At 59.7% G+C, this 18,762-nt stretch carries 22 protein-coding genes; 13 read left to right on the top strand and 9 right to left on the bottom strand.

What is annotated here, in order from left to right; translation table 11 throughout:
* Nucleotides 1-12: 12 nt before the first annotated feature.
* The gene (gene argG / locus ACTHXA_RS07825) at nt 13-1,434 is read left to right on the top strand and encodes an argininosuccinate synthase (RefSeq protein WP_441671068.1); all 1,422 of its coding nucleotides are present in this window, start codon (nt 13-15) and stop codon (nt 1,432-1,434) included.
* A gap of 227 nt (nt 1,435-1,661) precedes the next feature.
* Here the strand turns inward: argG and ACTHXA_RS07820 are convergent, their stop codons facing one another.
* Nucleotides 1,662-2,303: an FMN-dependent NADH-azoreductase gene (locus tag ACTHXA_RS07820; RefSeq protein WP_441671066.1), complete on the bottom strand. Its 642-nt coding sequence runs from the start codon at nt 2,301-2,303 to the stop codon at nt 1,662-1,664.
* A 115-nt stretch (nt 2,304-2,418) separates the two neighbouring features.
* Between ACTHXA_RS07820 and ACTHXA_RS07815 the strand changes: the two genes are divergently transcribed.
* Both ACTHXA_RS07815 and ACTHXA_RS07810 read left to right on the top strand, forming a co-directional pair.
* Nucleotides 2,419-2,766, top strand: coding sequence for a YciI family protein (locus ACTHXA_RS07815; RefSeq protein ID WP_441671064.1), 348 nt, complete (start codon nt 2,419-2,421; stop codon nt 2,764-2,766).
* Between the two features lie 34 nt (nt 2,767-2,800).
* On the top strand, nt 2,801-4,180 hold the full coding sequence (locus ACTHXA_RS07810; protein WP_441671062.1) for an RNA polymerase sigma factor: 1,380 nt from the start codon (nt 2,801-2,803) through the stop codon (nt 4,178-4,180).
* A 48-nt stretch (nt 4,181-4,228) separates the two neighbouring features.
* Here the strand turns inward: ACTHXA_RS07810 and ACTHXA_RS07805 are convergent, their stop codons facing one another.
* Entirely contained in the window at nt 4,229-4,735 is a 507-nt protein-coding gene (locus tag ACTHXA_RS07805) for a bifunctional nuclease family protein (protein ID WP_441671060.1), read from the bottom strand.
* 209 nt (nt 4,736-4,944) lie between these two features.
* Between ACTHXA_RS07805 and ACTHXA_RS07800 the strand changes: the two genes are divergently transcribed.
* The gene (locus ACTHXA_RS07800) at nt 4,945-5,628 is read left to right on the top strand and encodes a helix-turn-helix domain-containing protein (RefSeq protein WP_441671058.1); all 684 of its coding nucleotides are present in this window, start codon (nt 4,945-4,947) and stop codon (nt 5,626-5,628) included.
* Nucleotides 5,629-5,649: 21 nt separating this feature from the next.
* On the opposite strand, the gene ACTHXA_RS07795 is transcribed toward ACTHXA_RS07800, so the two are convergent.
* Both ACTHXA_RS07795 and ACTHXA_RS07790 read right to left on the bottom strand, forming a co-directional pair.
* Nucleotides 5,650-5,988, bottom strand: coding sequence for a P-II family nitrogen regulator (locus ACTHXA_RS07795; RefSeq protein ID WP_441671056.1), 339 nt, complete (start codon nt 5,986-5,988; stop codon nt 5,650-5,652).
* Nucleotides 5,985-7,322: an ammonium transporter gene (locus ACTHXA_RS07790; protein WP_441671054.1), complete on the bottom strand. Its 1,338-nt coding sequence runs from the start codon at nt 7,320-7,322 to the stop codon at nt 5,985-5,987. Before ACTHXA_RS07790 ends, ACTHXA_RS07795 begins: the two co-directional genes overlap by 4 nt.
* Before the next feature lie 160 nt (nt 7,323-7,482).
* Here ACTHXA_RS07790 and ACTHXA_RS07785 point away from each other — a divergent pair, with 160 nt between their 5' ends.
* The 5 genes from ACTHXA_RS07785 to ACTHXA_RS07765 all read left to right on the top strand — a co-directional run bounded on the left by ACTHXA_RS07785 (nt 7,483) and on the right by ACTHXA_RS07765 (nt 11,674).
* Nucleotides 7,483-7,908 carry an RNA-binding S4 domain-containing protein gene (locus ACTHXA_RS07785; RefSeq protein ID WP_441671052.1) on the top strand — a complete coding sequence of 142 codons (426 nt, stop codon included), beginning with the start codon at nt 7,483-7,485 and terminating at the stop codon, nt 7,906-7,908.
* An 81-nt stretch (nt 7,909-7,989) separates the two neighbouring features.
* Nucleotides 7,990-9,513, top strand: coding sequence for a CYTH and CHAD domain-containing protein (locus ACTHXA_RS07780; RefSeq protein WP_441671050.1), 1,524 nt, complete (start codon nt 7,990-7,992; stop codon nt 9,511-9,513).
* Between the two features lie 136 nt (nt 9,514-9,649).
* Nucleotides 9,650-10,018 (top strand): ArsR/SmtB family transcription factor, encoded by a 369-nt coding sequence (locus tag ACTHXA_RS07775; protein ID WP_441671147.1) that lies wholly within the window; start codon nt 9,650-9,652, stop codon nt 10,016-10,018.
* 23 nt (nt 10,019-10,041) lie between these two features.
* The gene (locus ACTHXA_RS07770) at nt 10,042-11,022 is read left to right on the top strand and encodes an SRPBCC family protein (protein WP_441671048.1); all 981 of its coding nucleotides are present in this window, start codon (nt 10,042-10,044) and stop codon (nt 11,020-11,022) included.
* An 82-nt stretch (nt 11,023-11,104) separates the two neighbouring features.
* Nucleotides 11,105-11,674: a CDP-alcohol phosphatidyltransferase family protein gene (locus ACTHXA_RS07765; RefSeq protein ID WP_441671046.1), complete on the top strand. Its 570-nt coding sequence runs from the start codon at nt 11,105-11,107 to the stop codon at nt 11,672-11,674.
* Nucleotides 11,675-11,735: 61 nt separating this feature from the next.
* Here the strand turns inward: ACTHXA_RS07765 and ACTHXA_RS07760 are convergent, their stop codons facing one another.
* On the bottom strand, nt 11,736-12,380 hold the full coding sequence (locus ACTHXA_RS07760) for an NAD(P)-dependent oxidoreductase (RefSeq protein ID WP_441671044.1): 645 nt from the start codon (nt 12,378-12,380) through the stop codon (nt 11,736-11,738).
* Nucleotides 12,381-12,530: 150 nt separating this feature from the next.
* On the opposite strand from ACTHXA_RS07760, the gene ACTHXA_RS07755 reads away from it, so the two are divergent.
* A complete protein-coding gene (locus ACTHXA_RS07755) occupies nt 12,531-13,094 on the top strand; it encodes a dihydrofolate reductase family protein (RefSeq protein WP_441671042.1) in 564 nt (187 codons plus the stop codon).
* A gap of 43 nt (nt 13,095-13,137) precedes the next feature.
* On the opposite strand, the gene ACTHXA_RS07750 is transcribed toward ACTHXA_RS07755, so the two are convergent.
* The 3 genes from ACTHXA_RS07750 to ACTHXA_RS07740 are packed head-to-tail and all read right to left on the bottom strand — an operon-like array spanning nt 13,138 to nt 15,431.
* The gene (locus ACTHXA_RS07750; protein WP_441671040.1) at nt 13,138-13,902 is read right to left on the bottom strand and encodes an alpha/beta fold hydrolase; all 765 of its coding nucleotides are present in this window, start codon (nt 13,900-13,902) and stop codon (nt 13,138-13,140) included.
* A 9-nt stretch (nt 13,903-13,911) separates the two neighbouring features.
* Nucleotides 13,912-14,526, bottom strand: coding sequence for a DNA-3-methyladenine glycosylase I (locus ACTHXA_RS07745; protein ID WP_441671038.1), 615 nt, complete (start codon nt 14,524-14,526; stop codon nt 13,912-13,914).
* Entirely contained in the window at nt 14,523-15,431 is a 909-nt protein-coding gene (locus tag ACTHXA_RS07740; protein WP_441671036.1) for a VOC family protein, read from the bottom strand. Before ACTHXA_RS07740 ends, ACTHXA_RS07745 begins: the two co-directional genes overlap by 4 nt.
* 155 nt (nt 15,432-15,586) lie before the next feature.
* Between ACTHXA_RS07740 and ACTHXA_RS07735 the strand changes: the two genes are divergently transcribed.
* Nucleotides 15,587-16,213 (top strand): TetR/AcrR family transcriptional regulator, encoded by a 627-nt coding sequence (locus ACTHXA_RS07735; protein ID WP_441671034.1) that lies wholly within the window; start codon nt 15,587-15,589, stop codon nt 16,211-16,213.
* Nucleotides 16,214-16,252: 39 nt separating this feature from the next.
* Here ACTHXA_RS07735 and hpaD read toward each other — a convergent pair whose 3' ends face one another.
* Entirely contained in the window at nt 16,253-17,248 is a 996-nt protein-coding gene (gene hpaD / locus ACTHXA_RS07730) for a 3,4-dihydroxyphenylacetate 2,3-dioxygenase (protein WP_441671032.1), read from the bottom strand.
* Between the two features lie 133 nt (nt 17,249-17,381).
* Between hpaD and ACTHXA_RS07725 the strand changes: the two genes are divergently transcribed.
* A complete protein-coding gene (locus tag ACTHXA_RS07725) occupies nt 17,382-18,308 on the top strand; it encodes a LysR family transcriptional regulator (protein WP_441671030.1) in 927 nt (308 codons plus the stop codon).
* 41 nt (nt 18,309-18,349) lie between these two features.
* Nucleotides 18,350-18,757 (top strand): RidA family protein, encoded by a 408-nt coding sequence (locus ACTHXA_RS07720; RefSeq protein WP_441671028.1) that lies wholly within the window; start codon nt 18,350-18,352, stop codon nt 18,755-18,757.
* Nucleotides 18,758-18,762: the final 5 nt, after the last annotated feature.

Genomic DNA, 18,762 nt, shown 5'->3' with positions numbered 1-18,762 from the left:
AGGCTTACCCCTATGTCCAAGGTTCTTTCTCATCTTCCCGTCGGCGAACGCGTCGGCATCGCTTTCTCCGGTGGTCTCGATACCTCGGTGGCCGTTGCTTGGATGCGCGAAAAGGGCGCCATTCCTTGCACCTACACCGCAAATATCGGTCAACCTGACGAGCCCGACATCGACGCAGTTCCGGGCCGCGCCAAGGAGTACGGCGCGGAGATCGCTCGCCTTATCGACGTGCAGGAACTGCTCGTGCAGGAAGGGATCGCGGCGCTGCAGACCGGCGCATTCCACATCCGTTCGGGCGGCAAGACCTACTTCAACACGACGCCAATCGGTCGTGCCGTGACCGGCACGATGCTCGTGCGCGCGATGAAGGAAGATGGCGTCGACATCTGGGGCGACGGCTCCACCTATAAGGGCAATGACATTGAGCGGTTCTACCGCTACGGCCTGATGGCCAACCCAAACCTGCGTATCTACAAGCCCTGGCTCGATGCACAATTCGTTGAGGAACTCGGCGGCCGACAGGAGATGTCGGAGTGGCTCGTGGAGCGTGGTTACCCGTACCGCGACTCGGCTGAGAAGGCTTACTCAACCGACGCAAATATTTGGGGCGCAACGCACGAAGCGAAGGACCTTGAGTATCTCAACGCGGGCGTCACCATCGTTGAACCCATCATGGGCGTCGCGCCGTGGGATGAATCGATCGACATTAAGACCGAAGACGTCACGATTACCTTTGACGCGGGCCAGCCCGTCGCGATCAACGGTGTGGAATACACCGATGCGGTGGCGCTCGTGCGCGAAGCAAACACGATCGGCGGCCGCCACGGCCTTGGTATCTCCGACCAGATCGAAAACCGCATTATCGAGGCAAAATCTCGGGGTATCTACGAAGCACCGGGTATGGCGCTGCTGCACGCAGCGTACGAGCGTCTGGTCAACGCGATCCACAATGAGGACACCATCGCGACCTATCACAATGAGGGTCGCAAGCTCGGTCGCCTCATGTACGAAGGCCGTTGGCTCGACCCGCAGGCGCTCATGCAGCGCGAGGCGATCATTCGCTGGGTGTCATCAGCAGTGACCGGTTCGGTGACACTTCGCCTTCGTCGCGGCGACGACTACTCGATCATGAACACCGAGGGCCCGAACCTGTCCTACCACCCAGAGAAGCTGTCGATGGAGCGCGTCGGCGATGCCGCATTCGGCCCCGATGAGCGCATCGGCCAGCTCACCATGCGCAATCTCGACATCGCCGACTCGCGTGCACGCCTCGAACAGTATGCGGTGCAGGGCATCGTCGCGGGTGAGACCGCTGCGCTCGTGGGCGAGCTCGAATCCGGCGGCGCTGAGGCCATCGTCTCGGGCAATGATCGCGACCTCGATGAACTCAACGAGATCTCGAACCTTGCGGCATTCGAAGCAGGTACCGACTAAGCGCAGCCGATGATCGGCGCGACTCACTGAAAAAGTGCCACAGGATGGCTTGACACGCGGCGACACGCCGGGTGCAGTCCATCTCGTGGCACTTTTTCAATTGGGGTGGGCTCGTTGTGGGGTCGATCACCTGCATTCGCTAGGCGGTTCGCGCCTGCAAGGCCGTGGATGCTAGACCGCGCCTGCTAGGCCGCGCCTGCTAGGCCGCGCCTGCTAGGCCGCGCCTGCTAGACCGTGCGCGCGACATACGAGGTTGCGAGCGTCCGTGCCTGCGCGACCGCCTCCTCGAACTCTGCCTTCGCGCGTTCGGGATCAAGTGCAGGCACCCGATCGGCGAGCGTCCGGCTGGTCACAATCGGCACCACCGTGATGCCGAGGTTTGCCTCGAGCACGATCTTAAGCGGTGGGATAACGTGGTCGAGTGTTTCCTCGGGCGTCCCGGCATCGTAAGCGGCTCCCTGCGCCGACACCACATAGGCAACTTTGCCCTTGAACGGCTGCACCTCAATGTCGAAAGGTGCGGTTAGACCGGGGACGTGCACGAGATCGAGCCAGGCTTTGAGCTGCGAGGGCATCGAGAAGTTATACATCGGTGCACCAATGAGCAGGACGTCAGCGGCTTCGAGCTCGTCGAGGATCTCACGCTGCTGTTGTTCGAGTTCTGGCGTTGCGGCGAGCCCGTCGCGGAGGCGTTCGGGCCAGTGCAGCGCAACCGAACTGAAGTGCGGAAGCGGCTGCGCAACGAGATCGCGAGTGACAACGGTGTACTCGGATCCACGATGAGACCAGGCTTCCTCGAAAGCATCCGAAATCTGGCGAGTGCGTGAGGGCTGCGAGATTGAAGAATCAAGGCGAAGTAACTGTGGCATGCATCCAGACTATGTCGATGCCAAGAATTTTGAGCGACCTGTCGATCTCGCACATGCCCGTACGTCATCATTATGTCGGGCCACCTGGTTCGGCAACGATCACCAAGGAGTAATCATGAAATACGTACTACTGCTCATGGGCCACATCGACGATCCAAACTGTGGCGAAGAAGGCGGCGCTGACCCCGAAGAGTTCTTCGCTTTCGACAAAGAAATAACTGACGCCGGCGTTGTCGTGAGTTCTTTCGCACTGGAAGATCCCGAACAGGGCGTCTACGTCGGCAGCGATGCCTCCGGCGAACGCATCGTCTCCAACGGTCCCTTTGCCGAGGTACAGGAATTTGTCGGCGGTGCCTACATCATTGAGGTCGCGAACGTCGATGAAGCAATTGAATGGGCCCGGAAATCGCCAGGATCCGCACCGGGTGGACACGTGGAAATTCGCCCACTCGCACCGTATTGATTCGGAGTCGATTCGCGCATCGAGGCGATGAATCATGAACAGCAACAACGCTCGCAGCCCGGGGGCGCACGACTCCTCCGGGCTGCGGCGCAGCACCGACGAGAAAAAGGCGGCGCTGCTGCCGCCGAATCGGGATGCGAAGCTCGCCCTGGCAGCGCTCGACCGGGACACTTGGGGCCGAATTCTGGCAATGCTCGCGCGACGGTTCGGTGACCTCGATCTGGCCGAAGACGTCACTCAAGAGGCCTATATTCAGGCGCTCAAAACCTGGCCACACACCGGTGTGCCGGATTCACCAGAAGCGTGGCTCAAAACCACCGCAAAACGCAAGGCACTCGATATCGTGCGGCGGGAAGCAACGCTCGCACGGAAACTTGCCGATCTGCGGATTGAAGAGGAGCGGGCGCCGATTCCCGCATCCCTTCGCGACCCCGCGAATGCAGTTGTTGACGCCGAGCGTCCACAACTGCCGGATGATCGCCTCGAGCTGTTCTTCGTCTGTGCTCACCCCACCCTCAGTCTCGAAGACCGGGTCGCGCTCACCTTGCGATTCGTTGCGGGGCTCTCGAGCGCCGAGGTCGCTCACGCGCTGCTGGTGCCGGTCCCGACGATGCAGCAGCGAATTGTGCGCGCCAAGAAACGCATCCGCACCATTGGTATCCCATTTGAAGTGCCGCGCGGCAGTGAGGTTCCCTCCCGTCTCACGGGGGTATTGCGCGTGATTTATCTGCTCTACGCGGAGGGCTTCGCCCGGCTCACCGGTGACGTGCATGTTCGGGATGACCTCACTGCGGAAGCGCTGCGACTTGCGCGGGTGCTGCGCAGTTTCCTGCCGGGCTCCGCCGAGGCGACCGGGCTGCTGGCCTTATTGCTGCTCACCGAGGCTCGCCGGCCGGCACGTTTGGATGCGGAAGGTCACCCCGTTCCTTTGGCCGACCAAGACCGATGCCGTTGGGACCGGGAACAACTGACCGAAGGACTCGCGCTTGCGGAGAGTGCCGCTGGTAGCCCCGGCGCGGACACCTACGCCATCCAGGCCGCAATCGCCGCGGTGCATGCGGAGGGCCCAACCATGGAAACCACCGATTGGGAGCAAATTGCGGTGCTCTACCGACTACTGGAGGAGCGCGAGCCCGGCCCGATCGTCCGGCTCGGTCGGGCCGTGGCACTCGGTCGATTTCTTGGCCCCATTGAGGGGCTGAAACGCATCGATGCGTTGGCGGCGGATCCGGTGCTCGCAAGCTATCGGTCCTTCCATACCGCGCGGGCGGTGACCCTCAGCGAGCTTGATCGCAGGGCCGAAGCTGCGGAAGCCTATCGGCTGGCGCTCTCGTTGCCGGGGAATGTGGCTGAGGATGCTTTTATTACCTCGACGCTTGCCGGGCTCGATCCGCAAGCACAAGCGGATCCCTGAGCCGTCGCGGGGCGCCGCGTCGCTCCGACCGAGAGTGCCGAGGCGCTGTTATGACTCGTCCTCGCTCTTGAAATCGTCGGGGTCCACGTGGTCCATAAAATCGCGGAACTCGGCGATTTCCTCTTCCTCGGTCGATTCCGGATCCACTTCGGTGTCCACCGCGACTTCGTCGAATACGTCATCCGCCACCCAGACCGAAGCACCGACCCGCACCGCCACCGCAATCGCATCCGAGGGTCGCGCATCCAGGGTCTTTTTGCCCTTGGGCGTGACCAAATCAATCTCCGCGAAAAACGTGCCGTCAACGAGCTGCGGGATCGTGACGCGTTCGATGGTGCTGTCGGTTTCCCGCAGCAGCGTGGCCATTAGGTCGTGGGAGAGTGGACGCCCGACGTCGGTGCCCTGCACCGCCGCGAGAATCGACGTGGTTTCTTGGGACCCGATCCATACCGGCATTGCCTTGTGCATCCGCAGCGCATCGTCGCTGGGCTTGAGCAAGATAACCGGTCGCTGTTGGACATCGATTGCGAGGCCGAGCACTTCTACGCGAATCATGATTGTCCTCCCGCGAATAGTTGACTGGCTGCCCATCGTAACGAGCGCGAGTGCGTGCCACCCCGTGAATTGGCGAATCGCGAGCATGAACTGCAGATCAAGGGTCGATTTGGCAGCACTTCCGATTAGAGTTGAGTCTTCGAGCCGCTGCGGTGCGAGTATCACGCAGCAAGTCGCTCAATCGAGTGAGAACTGAACGAGGTGACCAAATGGGATCAGCGATGGACCTACCCGGCGGAGAAATGAGTCCGCCCGTTGACGGCGGACGTCAGCTCACTTCGCCGCCAAAGACCCTCGAGCAGTCGATTGCAGAAAGCACTCGCCAAATGCGACTTGCCCGAGGTCTGACCCTCGCTGAGCTTGCCGCGAAGGTGGGGATCAGTCGTCAAATGCTTTCCAAAATCGAGAACGCGCAAACTTCATCGAGTCTGGCGACAGTGGATGCATTGGCCAAGGGCCTCGAGGTCCCGGTTACGAGCCTCTTCCGTGCGGCTGATTTCGAGACCCAGGCGGTCGTGGTCCGAAAAGGGAAGGCACCAGAAACCATCCGCCGAGGCAGTAACCTCGGCCACAAATACGAACTGCTCGGCGCCCTCACCGGTCGCCACGGCAATCTCGAGCCGCTGCTGGTCACGCTGACCGAGGACAGTCAGGCGTTCCCACTGTTCCAGCACACCGGGACCGAGTTTGTCTACATCCTCGAAGGCGTCATGGAATACCAGCACCAGGAGCGCGCCTATCGGCTGGAGGCGGGGGACAGCATCCTCTTCGACGGTGAAGGTGTGCACGGTCCTGCCAAGCTAATTGAAACACCGGTGCGGTTCCTCTCTGTCTTTGCGAGCCACGATCGAGTGCTCGATAGCTTCAAGGAACCGCATCCACACGCGAATTAGGGGGTTCGCCTCGCGAGGTGTTTAGAGCGCGGCGACTCCGCGTTCGCCTGTACGGATTCGCACCACGTCATCGGCAGGCGTTGACCAGATCTTGCCGTCACCGACCCCACCCGTGTGGGCTGTGGCGCGAATGACCTCGATCACCCCGTCAACCTCCGCCTCATTGATGAGAATTTCGAGGCGAACTTTGGCGATGAAATCAATCGTGTACTCGGCACCGCGATACACCTCGCGGTGGCCAAGCTGTCGGCCATAGCCGGCACATTCGCTCACGGACATACCGCTGACGCCGTGCTGGGCGAGTGCGACTTGGACATCGGTCAGGATTGCGGGTTGCAGGATGGCGGTGATGAGTCTCATTTGGTGCCCTCTTCTTCCTTGACCTTGACTGGAATCACAATCGTGCTCTTTACGTTTTGTGCCGAGTAGGGAACTTGCGAGAAGTCGTAACCGGACTCGGCGTGCTCGGTGACGTCCACACCGGTGGATTCATCCTGGGTGCTGACTCGGATGCCCATGGTGCGCTTGATGACGAGCGCAATAATGAGCGTGACGATGAAGCTGTAGAGCAAGACCACCAGGGCGCTCACGGTCTGGATCCCGAGCAGCTCCGCACCGCCACCGAAGAATAAGCCTGCTTCCCCGGTAGGAGAGGCCGGGTCGGCAAGGAAACCAATGGCGATGGTGCCGATAAGCCCCGCGACGAGGTGGACACCGACGACATCGAGTGAGTCGTCATAGCCAAGCTTGTTCTTGAGCCCAATGGCAAGCGCCGAACCGACACCGGCAAGGACACCGATCGCGATTGCGCCGAGGGGGCTGACCGCGGCCGCTGCGGGAGTGATGCCAACCAGGCCAGCGACGATTCCGGAGGCTGCGCCGAGTGAGGTCGGTTTACCGTCACGGATGCGTTCGACGACGAGCCAGGCAAGCAGCGCCGCGGCGGGTGCGACGAGGGTATTGACCCACGCAAATGCGGCGGTGTGATTTGCCCCGAGCGCAGAGCCCGCGTTGAACCCAAACCAGCCGATCCACAACAACGCTGCGCCGAGCATGACCATCGGGAGGTTGTGGGGTCGCATGGGGGTCTTGCCAAAGCCGATTCGTTTGCCGAGGACCAGGCAGACCGCGAGCGCCGCGGCACCGGCATTGATGTGGATGGCGGTACCACCCGCGAAGTCAATCGCGCCAAAGACATTGGCGATAAAGCCGCCATTTGCGGAGACCGAATCATCGAAGGCAAACACCCAGTGGGCGGCGGGGAAGTACACCAGCAGTGCCCACACCACTGAGAACACTATCCAGGCAGAGAACTTCATGCGGTCGGCAACAGCGCCGCTCACCAGCGCGACCGCAATGATCGCAAACGCGGCCTGGAAACCCGCGAAGATCAACACCGGAATCGTGCCGACCACGGAATCCTCACCGAGGATTGCGATCATCCCCGCGTAATCAAACGGATTCCCAATCACACCACCGATCGAGTCACCGAAGACGAGCGAGAAGCCGACAAGTACCCAAAGCACGCCGATCAGTCCCATGGTGACGATCGACATCATCACCATGTTGAGCACGCTCTTGGCGCGCACCATTCCTCCATAAAACAAAGCCAGTCCGGGGGTCATTAATAACACCAGCGCAGCGCTGATGAGCACCCACGCCGTATCGCCGGTCGAGACATTGGCAGCGGTCATTTCATCCTCCTCTAGAGCCGGGTGCGGGCGGCGGTCGGTTACCGCCGCCTGTCACCTAACGTGAGTTAAAGGTAACTACTAGTGGATATTGCTGTCAACTGCTGCGAGACGTTGTAAATTGATAGGAGCGCACCGCGTTCGCAACTATGATGGGCTCACTATGAGCGAATCCGTGCGTCTTGATCTGTGGCTGTGGTCGGTGCGCGTGTATAAGACCCGCTCAATGTCGACCACTGCCATTCGCGGCGGCAAAGTACGGGTCAATGGCAATCACCACAAGGCCTCCTACGGGGTGAAGGTTGGTGACGAGGTTCGTATTCGCATCGACGGGTTCGACCGCATTCTGGTCGTGAAACAGCTCCTTCGAAAGCGCGTCGGTGCACCGCTTGCCGCGGAAGCCTATGAAGATAAGTCACCGCCGAAGCCGCCCCGGGAATTCACGATGCCGATCGTCCGGCGTGAGCGGGGTCTGGGTAGACCCACCAAGCGTGACCGGCGGGAAATCGATCGACTCCTCGGCCGCAAAGAGCGTGATGGCCGCGACGATTGGCCGGGCCTCGAGCAGCTCGAGGATCGCGACAAGTAGCGACTTCAGCAGCCGGCCGGGTCGATGATCGCCCGCTTCCGGCTTGAGCGATCCCGCAGAGTGAACGCGTAGCTTGAGAGCATGATGGCGCAACACGAACCTGCTGGTGACCACTTGCTCGACGAGGATATCGATCGCGAGATCGAGGTCGAGCGCAAGTACGCCGTGCCTGAGGGGACGGCAATTCCCGATTTCAGCACCCTTGGGTCGATATCGCCCGAGCGGCTCGACATTCTCGTCGCCGACTACTACGACACCCCCGATTTTGCGCTCCTCAACTCACAAATCACGTTACGCCGACGCACCGGCGGTGATGACGCGGGCTGGCACCTCAAGACTCCCGGTATTGGTGATCTTCGCAACGAAGTGCGCATGCCGCTGAAACGTGGCCGACGCATCCCCTCGGCGCTTCGGGCGGAAATCGCGCATATTGTCGAGGATCGTCCGCTGTTGCCGGTCGTGCGCATCCGGACTGAGCGAACGACCACTGACCTATTTGGTGAGGATGGTGCCTCGCGCGCCGAGATCGTGTCGGATGTGGTGGATGCGACGGTGCTCCGTGACGACGTGAGTGTGCACGAGCGGTGGGCTGAGATTGAAGTGGAGCTCGCGTCGAAAGAGACTGAAGCGACCTTCGAAGAGATCGAAGTGATGTTGAGCGAGGCTGGGATCAGCAGGTCGGACTCGCCTTCGAAACTCGCCCACATCCTTACTGATGTGCCGCCACTTCGACAACCGGGCGAGCATGACACCGCGATCGAAGTCGCGGTCGCGGCGCTCGCGGATCACTTTGGCCGATTCCAGGCACTCGAAGGTGAAGTGGCCGTTGATGCGCCCGACGCGGTGCACCAGGCGAGAATCTCGCTACGCCGGATGCGGAGCATCCTGCAGATTTATAAGAAGGTGTTTGACCGCGGTGATGCCAAACGGCTTCGTGACGAGCTGCGCTGGGCTGGCGAAAAGCTCGGCGGCCCTCGCGATAGCGAGGTGATCCGGGAAGAGTTCACCGAGGTGCTCGACAAGCTCGATCCGAGCGAAATTGTCGGGCCGGTTCGGGAGCGAATCGAATCCACGCTCGAGGCGCGCCACGAACGCGAGTTCGCCAAGCTCACGTTGGCGATGGCCTCGCCGCGTTGGGACTCGGTGTATGCGCAAGCCACCGAGTTCATCACTGAATCGCCGGCCTCGAACCGCGGACGTCGTCCGGCGGGGAAAACGCTCGGTCGACTGGCTGGCGAATCGGTCGAGCGGGTCGCGGAGCGTGACAAGGTCGCAAGAAAGCGGCCCGAGGATCTTGAAGGCTGGCACGAAGTGCGAAAAGGGGCAAAGGGTGCCCGCTACGCCCACGAAGTACTCGCCAGACTTGGCTCGAAGGATGCCGAACGCGAGCGATCGGGTTGGAAAAAGGTCGCGACCGCCTTCGGCGAGGTGCAGGACAGCGTGATTCTTGAAGAGCAGCTCAGCGCATTCGAAGCAGATGCGAGTGCCGCCGGCGAACCGACCGACACCTACGTTCTGCTGCGGACAAGGCTCGCCGAATCCCGCGAGGCTGCCCTGCAGCGAGCACGCGATCTCGTCAAGGATTCGATAGCGGCCTCGAAGTAAAGGCTGACGCGGCCTGCGGTCACTTCTGGGGTGGCCGCAGGCCAAAGTCGCCCAAAACTGATCGATTGCTGTGATCGGGCAATCGCAGTCACTCATGCGTTGACTCGGCAGATTGACCGGAGTAATGTACAACCAAATGGTTGCATATTCTTCAGGGTTCGACACTCCTCGTGATGCCGCGAGTGCGTTGAGCGATGCCGAGGTTGACCGGATTTTCCGGGCGCTGGCCGACGCGACTCGACGCGATATTGTGCGTCGAACTTTGACAGAGGCCATCACGGTCTCCACCCTCGCCGCTGATTACGAGATGTCGTTTGCGGCGGTCCAGAAACACGTTGCGGTGCTCGCTACTGCGGGGCTCGTGACCAAACAACAGCAGGGCCGCGAACGCTTGGTTCGCGGTAATCCAGAGACCATTCAACAAGCGCAGTCGCTCCTGGATCAATACGAGCAACTCTGGCGCGGCCGAATCGATCGGCTCGATGCGCTGTTCGCTGACGACTGAGCGAGATTCCGATTGGATACATCATGCCCGTCACACACGTCAATAAAGACACTCAAGCACTCACGATGCAAATCGTCGCCGACTTCCCGGTGCCGGTAGCCCGCCTCTGGGATGCCTACGCCGATCCTCGACAGATCGAAAAATTCTGGGGACCCGTTGAGTACCCCGCTCGTTTCACACGACACGATATGTATCCCGGTGGGATCTCCAGATATGCGATGTACGGCCCAGGAGGCGACGTATCCCGTGGCTACTGGGAGTTTCTCAACGTGGATGCACCGCACTCTTTCGAAGTGCTCGATGGATTTGCGAGGGAGGACGGTGAACCGAATCGCGACATGCCCTCGATGCGGATGGTCTTCAACTTCCTCGAAACGGCTGAGGGCTCTCGTCTCGATATGACCACGTACTTCAACTCGCTGGCTGAATTTGAGTCACTGTTCGAGATGGGTATGGAAGAAGGCACGCTCTCCGCGATGAGCCAGATCGACGGCGTCCTTGCCGACCTGCGTGCTTACTCGGCAGACCTACCGGTGGCGGCTGAACCGCTTGGCGACACCAAGCTGCGGGTGAGTCGCTTGATCCGAGGCTCGGTCGAGCAGGTGTGGGCCGCACACCATGAGCCGGAATTGCTCAAGCAATGGCAACTCGGTCCAGACGGGTGGGCGCTCGTCGAATGCGAGGTAGCTACGGAAGTGGGGGAGTCATACCGCTATGAATGGGCACCCACCACCGCCGAAGGTGAGGCCTTTGGCTTTACGGGCGAAGTGCTCGAATCTCACGCACCATTTCGTGAAGTCACCACGGAACAGATGATCGGGATGGACGGCCCACCGGCACGAAATGAACTCACGCTGATTCCTGCAGCGGGCGGGACCCTCCTGACTCTTGTCATTGAGTATCCGAGTGCAGAAGTGCGCGAGATGGTGATCAATACCGGAATGACCGAGGGCATGGAAGCGAGCTATGCGAGACTCGAACAGCAAGTGCTGAAGGCCGCCTAACCTGAATTGCGCGGCGGGTGTGACCGATACGATGCGGTATTACCGGTATTAGGATGCTCGGAACTTAACCTGGAGGAGCCGAATGAGCAAGCGCAACCGTGTCGTGACCATCCCAAATCTGATCACGGTGTCACGTATGGCGCTGCTTGTCCCGGTCTGCCGAGGAATACTCTCGCCCAGACCCCAACGGGAGACATTCGCACTGACGGCGCTCTGGGCATCAACCGACTGGATTGATGGCTGGTTCGCGCGCAAATTCGATCAGCAATCTCGTGTCGGTGAAATTATCGACCCGATTGCAGATCGAACCGGCATTACCGCGGTGGCCGCGAGCCTCACCGCCTCGGGATCACTGCCCGCGGTGGCGTTGGCCACGATTGCGGGGACCGATGCCGTGGTCGCACTCGGTGCCGGGAAAGCCGCCCTGGAGGGACGGATCCACGTCAGCAGAATCGGCAAACTCCGTAGCCTCGTGATGTTTGTGGGGATGACCGCACTGGTTGCCGAACGCAGCGGCTACGCGCGGTTCGGGACCTTTGGTCGAGCAGCGACCGCGATCGGTCTCGGGATGCACGTGTTCTCGGGCGCCCAGTACCTCATTGAGGCATTTCGAACGCGACCGCGGCGCCGGAAGCGCGCACGCCGGGGCTGAGGGCAGAACAAAGAATGCGGTGCCAGGTTGCAATGACCCGGCACCGCATTCTTCGCATTGGCTAGTATGCCGCGGTAAATCGTTGACGTCGGTGCGCCGGCGTTTCGATTTCGTCCACGATGACAACGCCGAGGTCTTCGCCGGAGAGATTTGAGTTGCCTTCCTCGTCGGTGAGCAACACATCGCCGCCGAGACGGTACTCACCGGTCCGTTCCCCGGGTGCGAAGGCACCGAAGCCGCCTGCTGGGCTCAAGAAGAACCAGTCGAGCGTTTCATCGGCAGTGTGGAGATTGTCGAGCACACGCCCCATTTCAGCGGGTTCCGTCTTGAATTCCTCGGGGAAATCAGGGGTATCGAGGAGTTTTGGTCCGTCTGGGCTGACCAGCAATGAACCTGCGCCACCCACAACCCCGAGCCGGACACCAGCATCCTTAGCGGCATTGGCGAGGTCACGAACGACATCGACGACCTTGCCCGCCATATCCTCCCGCGGCGAGAGCGCGCTCACGACCACGTCGCTGCCCGACACTGCCTGGTTGATGATGGATCGCTCCAAGATGTCGCCTGCGATATAGGTCACCCCGCTCACCTTCGATTGGGGAAGGTTGCGTGAAATGGCGGTGACTTGGTGGCCACGTGAAGCTGCCTCTTTCACAATATTGCTGCCCGCGTAGCCGCTGCCACCGACGACGGTGATTCGTGCCATGTGTCGTTCCTCCTCTACTCCGGTACCGATCGGCACCGATGACCAACACCGTATGCGCCGAATATTCAAAGAGTTGGAGTGCGGCGGGTGGCAGGGAGCGGGCAGCGGTGCACGCGGCCGAATACCAGTCGGCACCGTTAGTGTCCTGGCATGGGTCAGATAATCTACGACAGCGCGGTGACCATCAACGGTTGGATCGCGGATTCCGAGAACTCGCTGCAGTGGCTGTTTGAGGTGGCGGGCGGTTCGGAACCATCGGATGATTTTGGGTTACCCGAAGACGCGGCCGTGATCGTTGAAGGTTCGACCACCTATGAGTGGGTGCTCGCGCAGGAGAATCTGCTCGAGCATCCCGAGCGCTGGCGCGATGCCTATGGCGACAAGATTGTGTTCGTCTTCACGACACGCCAATTACCAGTGCCGGAAGGTGCCGAGGTGCGGATGGTTTCGGGGCCCGTCCAGGATGCGCTTCCCAGCATCCGCAGCGCGGCTCGCGGTGGCGACATTTGGCTGATGGGCGGGGGAGAGCTCGTGGGCCAGTTCTATGACGCGGACGCGCTCGATGTTATTGCGCTCTCGGCCGCACCGGTATTTTTGGACGGCGGTGCACCCGTATTGCCCCGGCGGATCGAATCTGACCGGCTGCGACTCGTGGAAGCGCGAGCGGTGGGACAATTCGCTCGGCTTGTCTACCAGGTCATTCCACGGCAGTGACGCGCGAGAATTCGATACAGCCTCGGCAGCACTTTCGACATTACTAAGGGGAAGCCTCACCAGGCTGTTGCGCCGCATGCTCGAGGATGAGCGCCGTGATCGGATCGGGTCGTCGCAGCATCGCTTCATGACCGCATCCTTCGATTTCTTCGAATCGGGAATGGGGAATGAGGTCGGCAACTTGTTGCACCCAATAATGCGGGCAGACCTTGTCGACAACGCCGCGAAGCACCAGCGTATGGGCATTGATATTCGGCAGCACCGCTTCGATGTCATGATCGAGCATTTGACGAAGCTTCTTCACGAACCATCGCGGTCCTGCTTTGAGGTAGTAATAGAGCCCAATGACGAGTACTCGCAGGCGTTCATCCGCGAGATCCTGCACGAGTCGAAGCCCCTGGCGAATCGCGGTTTTTTCGGCGGGGTTGACCACCGGAGCAATCAATACCGCACGTGTCGAGATGTCCGGCTGCTGCGCGATCGCTTCTGCGACAACTTGTGTTCCCATCGAGTGGCCCACGAGTACCGGATTACTCGCGGACACCGATCGGACAAAGGCCGCGAGAAAATCACCACTTGCCTCCATGCTGAGCGCGGTCTCGGGCTCCGGCGATTCGCCGAACCCTGGCAAATCGAGAGCAAACACTACACCGTGCGGTTCAAGAGCCTCGGCGATCTGGTCAAATACGCGTCGGCCCATCCCGATGCCGTGAACGAGCACGAATTCGACATCACTGGGCGTACCGGATATCCAGTAGGCGACCTCAGCGCCCGCGTACCGGAATCGATGTGTTTCATTATTGCCCACAGCAATACGCTAGGACATTATTGCGTTGGTGGCTTCTTGCGCACGCCAGCATTCCGGCACATGGTCGTCAACCATACCCGCGGATTGCATGAGTGCATACATTGTGGTAGGTCCAACGAACTTGAATCCGCGGCGGCGTAGTTCTTTACTGAGCGCGATTGATTCGGTTGACGTGGCCGGTATGTCTGCCAAACTCTCGGGTCGAGTGTGTGTCTTCGGTGCAAATGACCACATCAGGGTGTCAAATTCGCCATCGTGCATATCCCTGACAATTGTGGCATTGGCAATCGTTGCAAGGATTTTCTGTCGATTGCGAATGATTCCGGTATCGGTGAGTAATCGCTCCACGTCAGTCTCGGTAAATGACGCGACAGTTGCTGGCTCAAAATTGGCGAATACTTCTCGAAATCGAGGACGCTTAAGCAGGATGGTCAACCAGGATAAACCCGCTTGAAATCCCTCAAGTGACAGCTTTTCGAAGAGTTCGCGGTCGCCGTGGAGTGGGAGGCCCCACTCTTCATCGTGATAACGCATGTATTCGGTGGAATTGCCGGTCCAGCCGCAGCGCACCAGGTCGGGCGCTTCAGAATTAGGCGCAGCTTCGCGATTTTCACTCGCTGTCACACCGACTCCGGATCGTCAAACTTGGCAATTTCGATCTTTTTCATCGCCATTAAGCGTTCATAGGACCGCGGCTTAGTCAGGAGCTCATTCATTGATGCTGGCACGATTTGCCAACTCACCCCAAACTCATCCTTGCACCAGCCGCATACCTCCGACTCGGGGACACGGGAAAGTGTCGTCCAGTAGTCATCGATTTGTTGCTGGTCACCGCAATTCACCTGTAGCGAGACGCCCTCCGTGAAGGTGAAGTCCTGCTCGGTGCCGCTATCCATGGCGACGAACCACTGGCCTCCCAGGGTAAAGTCGCTAAACATAATCGAGCCAGTCTGTGCTGGCCCGGTGGGTTCGGGGTATTCGGCAACATTAGCGAGTTCGGAGTTGGGGAATGTCGTCGTCCAGCGATCGATCGCAGTGCGAGCTTGATTGACAACTGGACCACCGAACATGAAACTCGGCATGATCTGGGGCCGCGGCTCGCCTTCGGGGTTGGTGAGAATGAGTTGCCAATTGACACCAAATCGATCTTCGACCCAGCCATAGCGTTCACTAAACGGGTAGGCATCGAGGGGCATCAGAATACTGCCGCCATCGATCAGTTTGTTCCAAAGCGAATCGAGTTGATCGGCAGCATTTGCTTTGATCGTGGGATCAAAATTAACCATGAACGAGATTGCTGGATTGGGACGAAATTCACCGCCAGCATTTATCGCAATAAACTCGAGATCGGCAAGTTGGAATTCAATGGTGAGAACTTTCCCTGCCATTTCCAGCTGAAATTCAGGTAGTCCTTCCGAGGGGTAATAGTGTGTCGCGGTGACCAGGGATTCTGGGAATGCATTGAGATAAAACTGAACTGCCTCTTCCGCATCGCCATTAAACCAAAGGCTCGGAGTGATGAATTGCATGAGTGGGTGCTCCCGGATTGAAGTTTGTTCATTGCGCAGGACTGGCGCCAGTGTAGGAACCGCGCATGTGTGAACAGGTCGAGAACCCTGGGAGACGTTGTCAGAATGTGCCAGATTTGGCATCTATACAGGTTTAGCCTGACTATGATCAGGGCATGGAAAAGCCTAGAGGTCGCGGACGGCCACCCGTTACGACGCGTGAAGCGGTTGAAGACGTCGCTATGACGTTATTTGAGCAGCGTGGAATTGAGAACACGACTGTTGTTGATATTGCTGAAGCGTGCGAAATGAGTAAGACGAGCTTCTTTCGCTATTTCTCATCAAAGAACGAAATCCTTTGGGGACCGTTTGAAGCGCACATTGCTCGATTCGAAGAAACCCTGTACAACCAGGCGCCGGACAAGCGTGTAATGACGGCAATTCAGGAGTCGCTCTTCGAAGCAGTGCAGGTTGAGGTTGAGCAGGCGGAAGCGTGGCTTCGACGCTTCAAGTTTCAGAACACCGAAGAGCAGCGCCCACTCGGCTCAGTGCACTGGGCCGAGTGGGAAGCGCTCGTCGCGCGATTCGTTCGGGACCGCACCGGCGCACCGAACGACAGCCTGATTCCAGAATCGATCGCAGGAACCGTCCGTGGCGCATTCATGGCGTTCATTCGCAAGCGTGTTATTGGGCAGGATTTTACTGCAGACCAAGTTATGCCCGAGCTAGAGAAAAGTCTGACGCCCGTGTTCACGGGACTGAACGAACACGTCAATCGCATTCCAAGGGTGGAAGACACCTAGCCCGAACACAACTCAGCGGTTTAGTCACAACTCAGCGGCTTAGTGAATACCGAGATAGTCCTCGAGGGTATCCGGGTTCGCTTGCAACAGTGGCTCGTGGACTTCTTCGCCTGGAAATTCGCTCGCTTCGAAGAACCAGCGGCGTGACGCGGGCATTCCCCAGAGCTGCGCGCGACGGGGGTTGCTCACATCCCAGCGGATCGGTGGGGTCTCAAGGTCAATGAACTGGTAGTGCGTATTGAACAGTTCAATGCGGTGCTGATCTGGGTCGCGGAGATAGAGGAACAGCGCGTTGCTAATCCCGTGGCGACCCGGGCCACGGTCAATCTCATCACCGAATCCGAGCGCTCCGGCCACGTCTGCTGCGTGGATTAGCGAGGCGCCATCCGGGACCGCATAGGCAAAGTGGTGAAGTCGAGGCCCGCGACCATTCGTGAACACGAGGTCGTGGGTGTTTCCCTTGACCTCCATCCACGTGCCCCACAACTCATCGGTACCGTCCTTGGCGGTGTACTCCGACATCCGCATCCCGAGCCCGGTCCAGAAGTCTGTGGCGGTTTGCACGTCGTAGGTGACCACCTGGTAGTGGTCGAGGCGCTGGGGAGCACCGGCGACAAACTCATTGAACTGCTGCATTTTGCGGTCAACCACGTCCATCGAGGAGGTGAGCTCCATCCAGGTGCCGACCGGATCACGGAACTGCAGCGTCGGACCCTGATAATCCTTCTCAACACGACGGTGCTCAATATTGTTCTCTTTGAAGAACTTTTCAGCGGCCGTGATGTCGTCATCGGTGCGGACGCGCAGCCCGATGTACAGGGCTTTGGCTTCTTTCGCGAGTTCGAGCACGAGGCTGTGGTGGGATGCCTCCTCAAGGCCTCGGAGGTAAATGGCGTTGTCGGTTTCCCGCGTGACAACGAGGCCTGCAACGTCGCGATAGAAATCGCGACTTCGCTCGAGATCGGTGACGGAGAGGGAGACGTGGCTTGCGCGAGTCAGGTTGAAGGCGGGATTGTGATTGGTTGTCGGCAACATTGAGGACTCCAAGTCGAATAGAAGCGATGAATGCCTTCAGCTTCGCAGTGGATCGACTGCCTGAGAACTATTAACTTGCTTGCACTGCCATATCTCAAAGCTATATCACTCCGAATCCGATATGTTTGACCGTATGGAGCTTCGACACCTGCGTTACTTCACTGCCGTGGTGGAAGCGGGATCATTCACCGCGGCGGCGGCCCAATTGCATATTTCTCAACCGCCGCTCAGCGTTGCCATCGGTAAGCTCGAACACGAAGTTGGTGTGCCATTGCTTGCCCGCACACATCGCGGGGTGGCGCCGACCAGCGCCGGACGATACCTGCTTGATGCGGCCTCGCGAGTGCTGGGCGAGGTGGATGAAGTGCTCGAGACCCTGGGGCGATTCGGCTCCGGGGTGGCTGGTTCACTCCGCGTTGCCGCGGTGCCGGTACTCATGTGGCACCGCTTGCCGGTGCTCTTGCGGACATTTTCAGAAGCGGTGCCCGAAGTCGAAGTCTCGCTGGTGGATCCGCCACCGTGGACCGCACTGGAGATGCTCGAGCGAGGCACCGTTGACCTCGCAGCGGTCATGGTGACCGAACCCGAACACTTCATCAATCGACATCGCGCTAGCCACGAGATTCTGGACTGGGGCGAGATCCCGCTGGTGGCGGTCCGTCCTCGCGGAGAAGAGGCGTGGGAAGGCATCGAGCCACATGAGGATGCATCCCTGCCCCTCTCAGCGCTTAACGATGCTGACCTCTTACTGCCGCGGCGTACGGCCGCGGTCCCGAGCCTCCCCGAAGCCGTCGAAGAGACGCTGCGAACACACGAGATTCGGCCGCGAACACTGCGCACGGTGGATACGATTCAGACCATATTGCCGCTGATCGAAGCGGGAATTGCCGCAGCGATCTTGCCGGATCCCGACCGAGCGAGCCTCGCGAAGTTCGACGTGGACGTCCGGCCACTTGAGCCGTCACCACCGCCGCTCAAGGCACTCGTGTTGACTCGTCGAGATGCGGGCGAAAATCCGGCTCGCGACCGGTTCCTCCAGGCCATCAGCGAATGGTCGTGATCTCATACCACCCGACCACCTGACCAGAGAAAGCAGTTATCTTGACCACAAGAATCAGTATCAACGCACCGGGATTCGACCACCAGAATCCGATTCCTGGAGCGAGCAGAATCGGTCCGTTCATGTTTTCCGGCGTGCTCACCGGACGTGACCCCGATACCCGCGAGATGGGGGAGGATCTCGCTACCCAGTGCGAGAACGCTTTCACCCACGTGCGTACTCTCATGGCCGCAGCGGGAAGCTCCGTCGATCGCATCGTCAAGATGAATGTGTCACTCATTGACTATCGAGATCGTGCCGCACTGAACGAGCAATGGCTCGAAATGTTTCCCGATCCGGCAAGCCGGCCCGCCCGGCAGGTCATGGCAGCGCAGTTAGATGGTGGCGCGCTCATCCAAATCGATATCGTCGCGGTGCTTGAGGACGCCCCACCCGCGGATTCGAACTAGGCCGG

It is taken from the genome of Gulosibacter sp. (genome assembly GCF_052090685.1).
GTDB lineage: Bacteria > Actinomycetota > Actinomycetes > Actinomycetales > Microbacteriaceae > Gulosibacter.
Note: the sequence above shows the minus strand (reverse complement) of the source record. Positions and strands in the feature narration are given on the sequence as shown.

Bases quoted from the DNA above. Each gene is read 5' to 3' on its own strand.
- argG (WP_441671068.1), top strand. From the start codon at position 13: ATGTCCAAGGTTCTTTCTCATCTTCCCGTCGGCGAACGCGTCGGCATC.
- ACTHXA_RS07820 (WP_441671066.1), bottom strand. From the start codon at position 2,303: ATGCCACAGTTACTTCGCCTTGATTCTTCAATCTCGCAGCCCTCACGC.
- ACTHXA_RS07815 (WP_441671064.1), top strand. From the start codon at position 2,419: ATGAAATACGTACTACTGCTCATGGGCCACATCGACGATCCAAACTGT.
- ACTHXA_RS07810 (WP_441671062.1), top strand. From the start codon at position 2,801: ATGAACAGCAACAACGCTCGCAGCCCGGGGGCGCACGACTCCTCCGGG.
- ACTHXA_RS07805 (WP_441671060.1), bottom strand. From the start codon at position 4,735: ATGATTCGCGTAGAAGTGCTCGGCCTCGCAATCGATGTCCAACAGCGA.
- ACTHXA_RS07800 (WP_441671058.1), top strand. From the start codon at position 4,945: ATGGGATCAGCGATGGACCTACCCGGCGGAGAAATGAGTCCGCCCGTT.
- ACTHXA_RS07795 (WP_441671056.1), bottom strand. From the start codon at position 5,988: ATGAGACTCATCACCGCCATCCTGCAACCCGCAATCCTGACCGATGTC.
- ACTHXA_RS07790 (WP_441671054.1), bottom strand. From the start codon at position 7,322: ATGACCGCTGCCAATGTCTCGACCGGCGATACGGCGTGGGTGCTCATC.
- ACTHXA_RS07785 (WP_441671052.1), top strand. From the start codon at position 7,483: ATGAGCGAATCCGTGCGTCTTGATCTGTGGCTGTGGTCGGTGCGCGTG.
- ACTHXA_RS07780 (WP_441671050.1), top strand. From the start codon at position 7,990: ATGATGGCGCAACACGAACCTGCTGGTGACCACTTGCTCGACGAGGAT.
- ACTHXA_RS07775 (WP_441671147.1), top strand. From the start codon at position 9,650: ATGGTTGCATATTCTTCAGGGTTCGACACTCCTCGTGATGCCGCGAGT.
- ACTHXA_RS07770 (WP_441671048.1), top strand. From the start codon at position 10,042: ATGCCCGTCACACACGTCAATAAAGACACTCAAGCACTCACGATGCAA.
- ACTHXA_RS07765 (WP_441671046.1), top strand. From the start codon at position 11,105: ATGAGCAAGCGCAACCGTGTCGTGACCATCCCAAATCTGATCACGGTG.
- ACTHXA_RS07760 (WP_441671044.1), bottom strand. From the start codon at position 12,380: ATGGCACGAATCACCGTCGTCGGTGGCAGCGGCTACGCGGGCAGCAAT.
- ACTHXA_RS07755 (WP_441671042.1), top strand. From the start codon at position 12,531: ATGGGTCAGATAATCTACGACAGCGCGGTGACCATCAACGGTTGGATC.
- ACTHXA_RS07740 (WP_441671036.1), bottom strand. From the start codon at position 15,431: ATGCAATTCATCACTCCGAGCCTTTGGTTTAATGGCGATGCGGAAGAG.
- ACTHXA_RS07735 (WP_441671034.1), top strand. From the start codon at position 15,587: ATGGAAAAGCCTAGAGGTCGCGGACGGCCACCCGTTACGACGCGTGAA.
- hpaD (WP_441671032.1), bottom strand. From the start codon at position 17,248: ATGTTGCCGACAACCAATCACAATCCCGCCTTCAACCTGACTCGCGCA.
- ACTHXA_RS07725 (WP_441671030.1), top strand. From the start codon at position 17,382: ATGGAGCTTCGACACCTGCGTTACTTCACTGCCGTGGTGGAAGCGGGA.